The organism is Paenibacillus massiliensis 2301065 = DSM 16942, from assembly GCF_000377505.1.
Taxonomy (GTDB): Bacteria; Bacillota; Bacilli; order Paenibacillales; family Paenibacillaceae; genus Paenibacillus; species Paenibacillus massiliensis.
Map to the genome: position 1 here is coordinate 73,444 of NZ_KB898201.1, position 12,797 is coordinate 86,240.

At 46.9% G+C, this 12,797-nt stretch carries 11 protein-coding genes; 3 read left to right on the top strand and 8 right to left on the bottom strand.

The window, feature by feature from the left end:
* Window positions 1-77: 77 nt before the first annotated feature.
* The gene (locus D328_RS0124570; RefSeq protein WP_018887709.1) at window positions 78-896 is read left to right on the top strand and encodes a MerR family transcriptional regulator; all 819 of its coding nucleotides are present in this window, start codon (window positions 78-80) and stop codon (window positions 894-896) included.
* Between the two features lie 121 nt (window positions 897-1,017).
* Here D328_RS0124570 and D328_RS0124575 read toward each other — a convergent pair whose 3' ends face one another.
* From D328_RS0124575 to D328_RS0124585, 3 genes are all read right to left on the bottom strand, one after another.
* Complete coding sequence (locus tag D328_RS0124575; RefSeq protein ID WP_018887710.1) at window positions 1,018-2,661, bottom strand: DUF4179 domain-containing protein; 1,644 nt, start codon at window positions 2,659-2,661, stop codon at window positions 1,018-1,020.
* Window positions 2,648-3,181, bottom strand: a complete 534-nt coding sequence (locus D328_RS0124580; RefSeq protein WP_018887711.1) for an RNA polymerase sigma factor — start codon at window positions 3,179-3,181, stop codon at window positions 2,648-2,650. The genes D328_RS0124575 and D328_RS0124580 overlap by 14 nt, the downstream gene beginning before the upstream one ends.
* A gap of 234 nt (window positions 3,182-3,415) precedes the next feature.
* Window positions 3,416-4,804 carry a family 4 glycosyl hydrolase gene (locus D328_RS0124585; protein ID WP_018887712.1) on the bottom strand — a complete coding sequence of 463 codons (1,389 nt, stop codon included), beginning with the start codon at window positions 4,802-4,804 and terminating at the stop codon, window positions 3,416-3,418.
* 174 nt (window positions 4,805-4,978) lie between these two features.
* Here D328_RS0124585 and D328_RS0124590 point away from each other — a divergent pair, with 174 nt between their 5' ends.
* Window positions 4,979-5,833, top strand: coding sequence for an AraC family transcriptional regulator (locus tag D328_RS0124590; protein ID WP_018887713.1), 855 nt, complete (start codon window positions 4,979-4,981; stop codon window positions 5,831-5,833).
* Window positions 5,834-5,881: 48 nt separating this feature from the next.
* Here the strand turns inward: D328_RS0124590 and D328_RS0124595 are convergent, their stop codons facing one another.
* The 3 genes from D328_RS0124595 to D328_RS0124605 all read right to left on the bottom strand — a co-directional run bounded on the left by D328_RS0124595 (window position 5,882) and on the right by D328_RS0124605 (window position 7,779).
* Complete coding sequence (locus D328_RS0124595) at window positions 5,882-6,814, bottom strand: 5'-nucleotidase (RefSeq protein ID WP_018887714.1); 933 nt, start codon at window positions 6,812-6,814, stop codon at window positions 5,882-5,884.
* 20 nt (window positions 6,815-6,834) lie between these two features.
* Window positions 6,835-7,278, bottom strand: coding sequence for a GNAT family N-acetyltransferase (locus D328_RS0124600; RefSeq protein WP_018887715.1), 444 nt, complete (start codon window positions 7,276-7,278; stop codon window positions 6,835-6,837).
* Between the two features lie 114 nt (window positions 7,279-7,392).
* Window positions 7,393-7,779, bottom strand: a complete 387-nt coding sequence (locus D328_RS0124605) for a MerR family transcriptional regulator (protein WP_018887716.1) — start codon at window positions 7,777-7,779, stop codon at window positions 7,393-7,395.
* A gap of 258 nt (window positions 7,780-8,037) precedes the next feature.
* On the opposite strand from D328_RS0124605, the gene D328_RS0124610 reads away from it, so the two are divergent.
* On the top strand, window positions 8,038-9,078 hold the full coding sequence (locus D328_RS0124610; protein WP_018887717.1) for an NAD(P)-dependent alcohol dehydrogenase: 1,041 nt from the start codon (window positions 8,038-8,040) through the stop codon (window positions 9,076-9,078).
* 131 nt (window positions 9,079-9,209) lie between these two features.
* Here the strand turns inward: D328_RS0124610 and ectB are convergent, their stop codons facing one another.
* Both ectB and D328_RS0124625 read right to left on the bottom strand, forming a co-directional pair.
* On the bottom strand, window positions 9,210-10,478 hold the full coding sequence (ectB, locus tag D328_RS0124615) for a diaminobutyrate--2-oxoglutarate transaminase (protein ID WP_025680878.1): 1,269 nt from the start codon (window positions 10,476-10,478) through the stop codon (window positions 9,210-9,212).
* A 401-nt stretch (window positions 10,479-10,879) separates the two neighbouring features.
* A complete protein-coding gene (locus D328_RS0124625) occupies window positions 10,880-12,787 on the bottom strand; it encodes a serine hydrolase domain-containing protein (RefSeq protein WP_018887720.1) in 1,908 nt (635 codons plus the stop codon).
* Between the last annotated feature and the right edge of the window lie 10 nt (window positions 12,788-12,797).

Sequence of the window (12,797 nt, forward strand, 5' to 3'; positions counted from 1 at the left end):
ATATTCCCCTTTGCTTATGATGAATATTCCCCATTGCTTATGATGAACATTTCCCTTTATTTATGGAGGATTAACACGTGTCTGACATTCAAAAGCAATACTTCACCACCAGTGAATTGGCCAAAGCTACAGGCATCACCAAACATACGTTGTTCCACTATGACGAGATCGGATTACTCAAGCCAGAATTCGTCAATGAGAAAGGCTACCGTTACTACTCCTTCTATCATTGCTACGCACTGGATATTATCCATGTCCTTAAGAAAGCAGGAAGCTCACTGCAGGAAATCAAGGAATTCATGCAAAATCAGAATGCGGCGCTGTTCGTGAATCTGATCCAGCAGAAGCAGCAGGAATTGGAGCTGGAGCAGTTAAGATTGAAGCGGATGCAGACCTTCCTGAGCGGTGCGCTTGAAATGATAGAAGTGGCCCACAATGATCCCCGCTCGGCTCCACTGCTGGAGACCTGCGAGGCGGAGTACTTCATCAGCACGAAGCTCAGCGGACTTATGGATGATAAGGAATTCGTAGTCAAGCTGACTGAGCACCGGGATTATTGTGAAAAGCACTTCATATTACACGAATTTCCGCTCAATACGATTATTGACAAAGTGAACTTCGAGGCAGGCCAATACTATCCCGATTACGTTGCCAATAAGCTCAGCATGCCGATGGCTGGAGATAAAGTGCTCGTCAAGCCTGAAGGAATGTATGCCGTCATGGATCATAGAGGCTCCTATGAGACCATGCCGCACACCTATGCTATTTTAAAAGATTTCATACTGAGCAAAGGTCTGAGCATTAGTGGAAATGTATATGAGACGGAGTTACTGAACTATCTTGCGGAGAAAAATCCTGACCAGTTCATCATACGGATCTCGGTAGGGGTGTCGTGAACTCGTATATTCCTGATCCTTGTGCCTACTGATTTGATCACAATTGGCAAAACCCAAAAAGGGCAGCACCCTCCTGTTCGAGAGTCGCTGCCCTTCATTTTCAAAACTACCTGTTACCCAGCTATTCTGTAAGCTGAATCCGCAGTTGTTCACCCTTCTTCACGGTCGTATAGTTCCACACGTAGAGATTGAGATCCGTACCCGTAAAATGATCAAACACATCTACATGCTTGGAGTCCAAGCCACTGCTGAATTGCGGCATGGAGTACTGCTTCTCCCCACCTTGGAGATAGTAAGTCTGGTTCACCTCTCCAAAGTCCGCACTCGTGCTGTACGACTCGACGTATAGATTGCCATCCTTCGTGTAATAAGTCCAGTTAATTGGATAGCCCTCATAGTCTGTGCGAATGGTCTGCGGCTGTGAGGATATGTTGGTCAAGTGAACAGAAGTGCTGCCACCGGCGTGCTCATCCATCCGATCCTTGGCAATGAGGACGACAGGCTGGGCAGTGACTGTGCTCGGGTTCAGAACGGCCGATTTCACTGGTTCGAATCGTATTTCTGTCTGGTGTGGGTCATGCTCGCCCTCAAGCTGAATCCTGCCATTCATCAGCTGCCCTGCGGCCTCTAACTGGAAATTCTGATAAGGAATCCGCAGGTTCTCCTCAGCATGCTTTAGCGTCACCCGAATCTGGGTAGGCGTCACGATCATCTCGCTTATGCTGGCGTCACCAGCTACTGTGGACAGTGGAATATCCAATTGCTGCTTGTAGGTGCTTTTCTCCATTTGGTCGCGTGACAGAGAGAGGTTCAACTTCCACTCCCCTTCTGTACGTGCTTTTACATGAGTGTAGGCCAAAGTAAATCGTTCGCCCTTATCCAGCAATTCCTGCTCATCGAATAGCTGCCGGCTTGAATAGGCCCCTGTCGCTCCTGCTGTACCATACTCTGGAGCTTGTGCCTCATGTAGCAATACATTGTCTCGATTATAGACGCGAATTCTTGCCCAGGTGTCCTCCTGTACCTCTTGATCAGTGAAGCTTACTGCTGAATTGATACGGATATAATCGGACGACGCCGGAAAGGACTGGAGTGTGACCGATTGAATACCGTCCTGCTGAATTTCGAATTTCTGTGTCTCCTTATCATTCGGATTCCATGGAATTTCCTGCTCTCGGTCCTCAAGATACCGAACGTTCGTGATGGCAAATTGCAGCTCCATCTGGTCCGCTTGCATGACCCAATTCGATTCGAAATAGCCTTGATAGACGCCTAGCTCATCATTCCACTGTTGGACATATCTACCTTCCAGCGGTGAACCTTCGCTATCCTTGAGCACAATCTGATCATATCGGATCTCCTGACCATCTGTTGCTATACCTGGTCTGACTGTATATAGAAGCACTGTACGATTCTCATCAATAAAGGCCGTATGGACCGTCAGTGTAACCCCATCGGCGGTTACGCTCTGTTCGATGGGCTGTCCATAGCCAGCCTGCAGCGCCATCTGAATGCCAGGCTTACTTGAAAGTAGTTGGCTCCAGTCGTATTGTATCGCAGCATAGACTGGAGTGGCCATCAGAGCAACAGTTAGTCCTGCTGCTATGGCTGTCTTCTTTTGTCTATACCATCGAGGAGCGGGCACGACCTCCTCTTCCATTCTCAGCTCATCCCTCTGGATGCTCGTCCACAGTCGGTCGAAATCAGGGTAACGCACACCTTCATCGTTCATATGCTCTTGAACCTTGTTCTCAATGGAGTTCAAATCCGTTCTCTCCCCTCACGCCAAATGTATTCTGGTGCTCCAGCTTCCGCCTTAGTATCTTCAATGCTTTGTGTATTCTCGAACGCACGGTTCCTTCCGGAATATTCAGAATCTGTGCAATCTCAGGTACGGACAGATCGCCGATATATCGCAAGGTCAACACGCTGATCTGTTTGTCCGGCAGCTTATGCAGCATTTCCTCCATTTCAGCAAAGGAAGCCCTGGCTATAGCAATGCTATCTACCGATCTCTTGAAAAGCGCTTCCTGGTCATGAAGAACTTGAAGTTGCTCCTGCTTGCGTGTCTTCGTCTTATTTCTCTTGATCACATTCAGGCACTGATTCATCGCTATCCGCATAATCCAGGCCCGTAGATGTTGCACCTTGGACCAATCCTGCCGAAATACGGTTACGAATACATCATGGCATGCATCCTCTGCATCCTGACTGTTCTTAAGCATGTAGAGGCAGGTGCGGTAGACTTCTTTATTGTAAGTATTAAATAGTTCATGCTCGGTCACCCCCGGCACTCCTTTCTTGTTGGACTATATTATAGACAAGTCAGCGGTCGAAATGATTCATTTTTTTTTTGAGCAGAACAAAAATGCCCGCCATATTAGCATGGCGAGCATTCTTTGAGCAAGCTGACTGGGGGCGGTTTAACAGACCTCACTCTTTTGTTGCTTTGTTACTTGGTGCAGGATGTTATTTGATACATTTTGTTTATGAATGCATTTTGTTTCTTATGCAACTTGTTACTTATACCAGATGGACGGGATGATATCCTTCTCACGCTCAAGCAGTTCTGCAATGATCATATCCGCATCATGAATCGAATTCACTAATGGATCTGTTAACATAGCCTTTCGCAACTGTGTATAGCTCTGTTCAACCACGGCTGCTGCGGTTAACTCATGCGTATCCAGCACCAGCTCCTGCATCCCTCTTATCCCCCGAGGCATCTCCCCGACAGAAATCGGTCGGACTCCATCCATACTAACCTCGCATAGCAGCTCCAGAAACGCATCGTCATTCATGTTGCTCACAGCTCCCTGATTCAGGGTATTAATAAAGAATTTCTTGCCCAGATTGCCCACCATGCTCTCAATGATATCCGTGGCATGATCTGGCCCCAAGGTGCTCATATATTCTCCTATTGGAATAGTTCCGTCTATAAAATCATCCACTTGCTGCCACATCTCCTCATGACGCTTGTAGCGGTCCTCCGTCTCCCAGATTGACAACGGTGGAATGATATCCTTCGTCTTGCCCAGTCCCTGCCAATAGCGAACGTATTCCTTGGTATGCGCCGTGCAGGTCGGGATATAACCGAATATATCATATAGCTCGTACGTAATCGCATCGTTATGAAGGGCCTTGGCCCCCGTATCTCCGCCATCATTCTCGGTACCAGCGGATTCTCGCAAAGCCTCCGCAATCCGTGGCATGACGTCCATTCCGTCATACTCTGCGTGGAGCAGCCAAGTAAAATGATTCACTCCAGCGATACGGAAATCAAAACGCTCATCAACTTCACTCGTGTATTCCTCTGCTTCCTGAATAATACCTGCACGTAGTGCGTAATGGATCTTCTTATGGGGCATATGATGGCTGTCGCACAAGGCAAATGATTTCAAGGCTGGTGCATAACGGGTCAGCGCAATGCCATGGACCGTGGAAGGATTGATGTAATTAATAACCCAGGCCTCGGGGCATAGCTCCTCGATGTCTTTGGCACATTGCATAATGACAGGCAGCTCACGCATCGCCCGAAAGATACCACCTGGACCGATCGTATCCCCGGAGCACATACGAATGCCATACTTTAGCGAGACCTCGCAATCTATACCACGATATTTGACCGAGTCCTTGGCGAAGCTTAGCACGACAAAATCAGCCCCAGGCAAAACCTCCCGCCAGTCTGTAGCTCCTTCGATCCGAAGCTCCACCTGATTATCACGAGCCACCATTTCTGCCAGGCGCACCATCTTGGACAGCTTCTCCGGGTCGGAATCCACCAAGGCGAGTGTTCCTTTATTCAGATAAGATGAGTGCACCATCTGCCAGATGGATTGACGACCGAAGAACAGACTCCCTGCACCAATGACCACTACCTTGGGCCGCTCTATATTTGTATTTATCATGATTAGCCTCCCTGAAATAATAGGTTCTACGTTCATTATAATTTGGGTGGCAAAAAACAGAATATGCGTCGGTACGAAGTACATGTCAAATAGTAAGCTTATGGAAGCGTTATTAACTCAAGTGTTATAATAGCCATATATATGCATGTCAGAGAGTGAAGGGTAAGGATATTCATGAATGATAAGATCACGGGCATGGGAATGCTTAATGAGCTCTCCGAGCTGATCACTATTCGTATGAGCTCCTTTTGGGAATCGGAGCATGGCGAGAGCTGGATCGAGCACAAGATGCATCATGATTACGATCTGTGGTTCCTGCAGGAAGGAAAGGCAAAAATCACGGTACATGGTAAGGAACATACGGTCATGCCTGGCGATGTGGTATTTTTCTATCCTGGGGTGCCTTACACTGCCGCAGCCTGTGAGGGAGCATGTCGCTTTATGTATGTGCATTTCGATTTTCGTATCGGTCATAACGAGCGGATCTTGAGTGAGCTTCAGCTCCCGGGTATCATTTCTGCCTCCTTGATTCATGATGAGACCTTCCTGCTTGTCCAGGCTTATCAGCGACTGAAGCAGCAGGGAAGCAAATCAGGGAACCGCTTATACGTCAAGGCCTGCCTCACAGCCGTGATTGCCAAAATTATCGAGCTGCATGCATTGGGTCAATACCATGGAAATTTTCTGGATAGCGACACGAAAATAAGAACATCGGAGCGAAGTCTGGATGTGCTGCAGCCAGTTCTGGCCTTTATAGATGAGAACCTGCACCAGAGCTTCAAAATGAGTGAGCTGGCAGCGCTTGTCGGTATTTCTGAGAAGTATTTCATCTCGTATTTCAAAAAGGCGCTCGGGATCACGCCGGGGCAGTACATTTATCAGATTAAGATGAATCGCGCCCGCGACTATCTATATGAGAAGAAATATAGCATTCAGGAGATCGCCGCCTTTCTTGGCTATCCTGATCCTTTTACCTTTTCAAAAGCCTTCAAAAAATACTACAACGTGCCTCCTTCCAGGTTCGATTAGTGAGTTCTGGATGATAAGGGCAGCCCACTCCTTCAACAGTTGTATTTCTCATTGCTTATCAAGCTTATTATTTATCGCTCCAAATGGAACATGAACGGAAGGAAATGTTCTGGCTACACCCTCAATATGACCTACTTGATCATCAAAGAATATGTGTGGCTTGAAGACATTCAGCACTCTGATCTTCTCTACTCCTCCAAGAAAGAAGGCTTCATCAATTCTGATATCTAGCTTTCTAAGTGTGTTGATCATTCTCTCATGTGCAGGTGCATTTCTGGCTGTAGCAATGGCTATTCGTATTCTAGGCTTATAATCAGGGTCATTTTGATTTTTCAATATTTCTTTTTGTTGTAATTTAGAGATTTCCGTGAAGAATCTGGAGAGTGGTCCGGCTGGTAAAGGAAGGCTTGCCAGCTCTTTCTCATGTGAATGAAACTGGTCGAGTGCTCCTTGTTGGAAAATAGACTCGGCTGAATCATCCGCTATAATTCCGTCAAAATCAAAAGCGATTCTTATTTCATTATCTTGTTCATCATCAATGTAATCCGAAGGATACATACATCCTGCTGGATATCCATGTTCGACAGCCTCCTTGACGTCATCTGGATTGCCAGATAGAAAAAGGGCTGCATTAAACGCTGCCATATATTTAAATGGATTACTCCCCGCAACAAACACAGCTCTACTTATGGTTAGGTCATAATGCTCAATGGACTTAAACACTCTGAGACCCGTATCCGGGTCATTTCGTGACAGCAAGATCACTTCCACTAATTGATCTTCAGGTGTATTGATACTTAACAATCTCTTGATAAGTGGGTAAGCAACACCATGTGCTAAGATTTCATTTTCATGTTCTCTCTGATAGTCTCGATAAGCCGCTTCCCCTTCTTCCTGGAATACACGATCAGACTCCGTTAAGTCGAACAAGGCACTTGAAGCTACCGCAATCACAAATTTATTAGTAATATCGAATGGCATTCGTCTAATTTCCTTTCTCTTTACAAGCCGGCTATCATTGACATAAAAATGTCTATGGAATCCTCACGATCCACTTTAAATCCGAATCGTTCATATAGGCGTTTGGCTGAACTTCCTTGAAGAACATTTAAAGTCACCAGGCTTCCTGCGACATGATCTTGTGTAAGGAAATATTCTAGCACTTGGCCACCAATGCCTATACCTTGATACTCTGGTTTTATGTAAAAATGCTCTAATAAGTAACCTTTGGCTAACGGCTTGAAGGCAATGCACCCAATAAAGGTAGACTCTACTTGTATGATCCACGTATGTTCAGGGGCAAATGAATCCCGAAAACGTTGGCGCACCTTCTCCTCATGAAATCTACCTAGCCTTGTTAAATCATCATACAGCACTATTGCTCTTAAATTTGCAATGGTCTCCACATCTGAGAATTCGGACTGATGAAGAGTAATCTGATTCACCTAATATCCCCCCCTTTCCGGGTCTCCATTTATGCTTTCCTGGCTTTCATTCAGCATCCGCGAGAGTGTCCCTACCACGATTCCAATCTCGCAACTACTCGTAACTATTCAAAATTAAGTATAATCCACTCTCAGATTCGCCTCACTTACCCGCAGCTTTCCGTCATAATCCTTAATTTTTTGATCCAGACGCTGGATCGTCTCGTCGATCTCTCTGCGACGGACAATCAGCTTCTCTCTTTCCTCGATCAGAATGCTTTTGCGTTCCTCTAGACTCTCTTCTCCCTTGGAGAATAAGGAGGTATATTCCATTAGCGCCTCGATGGTCAGGCCCGCGCTTCGCATGCATTTTATGAATTCAATCCATTTGATATCTTCTTCAGAATACTTACGGTCCCCTCTCTTATCTCGCATAACAGGGGGGATCAGACCAAGCTGTTCATAATACCTGAGTGTTGCTGAAGTCAGATTGAACTGCTTGGCTACCTTGGCAATGTTCATTAGGTCACCTCGTGCTTCTTCATTCATATTTGAATTTAACACTTAAAGCTCACTTGAAGTCAATAGTCCACCACCATCTACCAAGACTATCAAACATATCATTTTCTAATCTTTTTCAGTTCATTTTCAAAATTCCTCTTGCTATAAAGTTAACTTGAAGGTCTATACTTCAATTTGTGCAGAGCAATCCCAGATCAATAGCTCGGTCTGCCTTGCTCATATGCTTACCTATAACATCTATCTAGAGGAGCGAATAACATGTGTGAATCTCGTGTATTAAGTGTGTCTCACGCCAATGCGAACTTTGAGACAACTACAATCCAGCGTCGCGACCTACGTCCAGATGACGTCCTGATCGACATTAAATATAGCGGTATCTGCCACTCTGACATCCATACTGCCCACGGTGACTGGGGCGCAGCCATTTTCCCCTTAGTGCCTGGTCATGAGATCGCTGGGGTTGTTCAGGCTGTCGGCTCGGCTGTCACCAAATTTGCCGTAGGCGACCGCGTTGGGGTCGGTTGTTATGTAGATTCCTGCGGAGAGTGTGAATACTGTCAACAGGATTTGGAGCAATTCTGCACAAAAGGTGTGGTCTCTACCTATAATTCCTTGGACTATGATGGTCAACCAACCCATGGTGGCTACAGTCAAAAGATCGTTGTAACGGAGCGCTTCGTTGTGCGTATTCCTGACGCTCTGGACTTGGATGTAGCCAGTCCACTGCTGTGTGCCGGGATTACTACCTACTCTCCGTTAAGACACTGGAACGCAGGGCCTGGGAAGAAAGTAGCCATTCTGGGTATGGGCGGTCTGGGTCATATGGCCATTCAATATGCTCATGCACTGGGAGCCGAGGTTACTGTTCTGAGCCGCTCTACGGACAAGAAGGCCGAAGCCTTGAGCTTTGGTGCAGACCATTATTATGCAACCAGCGACTCCGAGACCTTTACTACACTGGCTGGGCGTTTTGATCTAATTCTGAATACCGTATCTGCCAATCTGGACGTGGATGCCTATTTATCCCTGCTCCGCATTGACGGAACCCTGGTGAACGTAGGAGCACCAAGTCAGCCGGATCAGTACCATGTATTCTCCTTAATCATGGGCAGACGCAGCATCGCCGGTTCCCTTGTAGGTGGTATCCGCGAGACACAGGAAATGCTGGACTTCTCTGCTGAGCATCATATTAAGCCTCAGATCGAAGTGATTTCTGCCGATCAAGTGGACGAGGCCTATGAGCGTGTATTGCGCAGTGACGTTCGCTATCGGTTCGTCATTGATGTAGCTACACTGTAGTCATCGTAAACAAAGCCGTTCCAGCACAGAACTTGCTTTTAATGGCCAGAGACTCTCCAGCTATTAAAAGCAAGTTCGGCATGGAACGGCTTCCTCATTTACTTATTTAATCATGACCTACCCAGTACATGCTACATAACCGAAGTAACCAGCGAGCTGTATACCTGCTCCATACTTTCCTCGAGAATATCGCAGCCCTTGCGAAGGTTCTCCATGCTTACCGTCAGCGCAGGCATAATCTTAATCACGGTATCATTGCGTCCTGCTCGCTCAATAATAAGACCTCTACGGAAGCAGAGCTCCGTGACCTCCTTGGCGAAGGCCTCGCCCAGATGCGATACATCTATCCCCCAGATCAAGCCCATGCCACGGATTCTGATGAAGGGATCTATCGACTGGATGCTGTCCCGCAAAAATTGCTGAACGAACGCCTCCTTCTCCTTCACCTGCTCCTCTAGCCCGATGGCATCTCTGAATTCCAGTGCCGCTTTTGCCGCCACAAAGGCCAGCTGATTGCCACGGAAGGTACCATTATGCTCACCCGGACTCCATACATCCAGCTCCGGCCTAAGCAGCAGCAATGACATAGGTAGTCCATAACCGCTGATCGACTTGGACAAGACCACGATATCCGGTACAATCCCTGCCCGTTCAAATGAGAAAAAGGAGCCTGTCCGTCCGCAGCCAACCTGAATATCATCAATAATCAGCAAAATATCATGCGCTGTGCACAAATGACGTAGATCCGCTAACCAATCGGCATCCGCCATGTTAATTCCACCCTCGGCCTGGATCGTCTCCAGAATGATCGCAGCTGGCTTCTCTACCCCCGAATGGGAATCGGTGAGCAAGTGCTCCATATAAGAAATGGTATCCAGCCCACTAAAGGTATTGTAATACGGAATAAACGTTACATTATCTAGCGTAATACCTGCGCTCTCCCGTATCGAGCGACTGCTGGTTACGGAGAGACTTCCCAAGGACATGCCGTGGAACGCACCCATGAAGGCGAATATTCCACTTCTCTTCGTCACCTTGCGAGCCAGCTTCAGTGCAGCCTCGACAGCATTCGTGCCTGTTGGTCCGCAGAATTGCAGCTTATAATTCAATTGCTTAGGCACTAGAATACGCTCCGAAAAGGATTCTATGAATTCCTGCTTCGCTGTCGTATACATGTCCAGGCCGTGCATGATTCGATCTGCCGTTACATAATCCAGAATGCGTTGCTTCATGAAATCATTATTATGACCATAGTTCAAGGCACCTGCTCCAGCAAAAAAGTCAATATACCCTTCTCCTGAATCGGTGTAAAGCATATCGTTCTTGGCTTTGTTAAATACAACCGGAAAGCTTCTGCAATACGATCTTACATTGGACTCCAGTACCTCAAATGTGTTCATCATTACTCATCCTCCCATTGACCTGATTGGAAATCGTTCCACACTCGGAAAGCAATAAGTGTACATATGTAATCCAATTTGCAAAGAAGATCCAAAGCCTCCGGAATCAAGCAGACCCTATCCATCTGTACATTCACAAATGCGTTATTGATTCGTTGGAATGAGGGTCTGATGATCACTGTAACACCACCTAACAACAATTATTTTTTTAGAAATTCCAAAATCCTCTTATCGCATAAAAATGTAATTAAATATCTCTTATTCAATAAAATACCACATTTTTCCTTGAAGTCAATTTGTTTTCATGGTGAAATTTGTTAATTTTTGATTTTATTTTCTCTGTTCATGCTGTACATTGTAAAAACGTCTTCTACGTTACGCTTCTAATCGTCCAAAGAGCATCAAGTGTAATGGATCGGCAAGAAGTTCCAGTAATAGAGATATATCGTATGCAGCAGTGTGATGACCGCAAACATGATTTTCCCCGTCGACCGGCCCCTGCCTTCTCCCCTAAGTAACTTGTTGCCATTTACGATGATGACCCACATTGCAATCAGAGCGGATATCAGCGGCAATGTACAGATTCCCCATATATACCAAGCTGGATAACCATATACGATCTGGCTGTTGCCATAAATGAACTGCACCCCGAGGAACACCGTGTTCAACAGTGCGATCACAGCAAGGCTGGTAGAGATCCGCGCTTGGGTCCGCCGTATAGCTCTATTCACATACCGTACTACCCACACCAATAGGGCCAAAATAAAGAATAAGGAGGCTGCTGCGTAATTGATGAGCAACATACGAGATTGATGCCATATCGCTGTCTGCTTGAACGTCTTGCTGTCCGGGGCGATAAGCGTCCATACACCGTCCTGCTGGTATAGCAGTAATTTGTTGCTACCCTCCTTCTCGACCAGCAAGCCATCCGCGGCCGTCTGGAACACCCTGTCTGTCGTCTGGTTCTCGTTCGGGAACTCTCCATTGACGATCAATGTATGTTCATCCTGCAGACTTACGGTGTACTTCATGCTTCCAAGCATGCGAATCCACTTTCCCCACCCATGAACCGGATTCAAGGTAGCCTGATAGACACCTGCGACCTCCTCTGGCAGTTTATCCTCTTCATTCACTGCTTTCTGAAGTGACTTAGACGTATCTACCTGCTCCTCTGCTGGAAGTCTTTCGGCGATCGCATTCACTACCGCTCCATGCAAGGCCAGTCCTGAATTCGCTGCATTGACTGTAACAAATATACCTAGCTCATACGACGGGATCAGTACCATTTCCGATATAAAACCATCAATCTCACCGGTAGCCCACAGCATCGGTATTCCATTCTCAAGCTCACCACGAAAAAATCCGTACCCTACCCCATCCAGTCGCTCATCTACTGCGAATTGCTGCGCATGCATCGCTGAAACCGTCTCGCTCTCCAGCACTCTTTGCCCTCCGTACAAGCCTTCATTCAGGTGCGTGATCAAATAATGAGAGAACTCGTTTGGCGTCACGCTGAGTGCTCCAGCCCCCGGAAGATGGATGTATGAGAAAGGTTGTTTCTCATAGCTGTCATCCTGCCAGTAATAGGATTGGGCAAGCTTGGGGTTATCCACAGGCACGTCTAGCGTAGCACTGGGCATATCCATGGGCGCGAAAAGATTAGCTTTGAAGTAATCGTTCAACTGCTGCCCACTTACCTGCTCCACCACATTCCCGATCAATCCATAGGCTACGTTGCTGTAATCATACTGGATGCCAGGCTCACGAATAGGCGGTTGCTTCTGAAAATAATCACGCAGGTACTCTTCTGCTGTCAGCGCTCCTGTCGGGGTATGGCTATTAATCCCATACACAGCCTCATCCAGCCCCGAGGTGTGGGTAAGCAGGTGATGCATATGAAAGGGATGATTATCATATTGCGATGCTTGATAGCTGCGAAGATAGCGATTAATATCCTCGTGCAGATCGAGCTGCTCCCTCTCGACTAGCTGCATTGCTGCACTTGCACTGAAGGATTTGGTCAGGGAGCCTACAGGGACAATGGTCTGGGCCGAATCAAAGGCCGTAGAGCGTTCCAAATCTGCATACCCATAGCCTTTACTGAAGAAAATATCTTCCCCCTTGGTCACAACAACAGCTGCGCCTGGAATGTGCAACTGCTCCAATCCTGTACTCATTAGATCATCCATCGCTTGTTCCAATGAATCTGGCGTCAAGGCTGCTGCGCCCCATATTGGGGTATAGGACTGGTTCCAGAGCATCAACGCTGTAAATAACATTGCCAGGCAACGCATGCCTTTGTTCATCATGTGAAGTACC

Excerpts from the sequence above, each read along its gene's own strand:
- D328_RS0124625 (WP_018887720.1), bottom strand. The coding sequence starts at position 12,787 with ATGATGAACAAAGGCATGCGTTGCCTGGCAATGTTATTTACAGCGTTG.
- D328_RS0124585 (WP_018887712.1), bottom strand. The coding sequence starts at position 4,804 with ATGATAAATACAAATATAGAGCGGCCCAAGGTAGTGGTCATTGGTGCA.
- ectB (WP_025680878.1), bottom strand. The coding sequence starts at position 10,478 with ATGAACACATTTGAGGTACTGGAGTCCAATGTAAGATCGTATTGCAGA.
- D328_RS0124590 (WP_018887713.1), top strand. The coding sequence starts at position 4,979 with ATGAATGATAAGATCACGGGCATGGGAATGCTTAATGAGCTCTCCGAG.
- D328_RS0124595 (WP_018887714.1), bottom strand. The coding sequence starts at position 6,814 with ATGCCATTCGATATTACTAATAAATTTGTGATTGCGGTAGCTTCAAGT.
- D328_RS0124610 (WP_018887717.1), top strand. The coding sequence starts at position 8,038 with ATGTGTGAATCTCGTGTATTAAGTGTGTCTCACGCCAATGCGAACTTT.
- D328_RS0124605 (WP_018887716.1), bottom strand. The coding sequence starts at position 7,779 with ATGAACATTGCCAAGGTAGCCAAGCAGTTCAATCTGACTTCAGCAACA.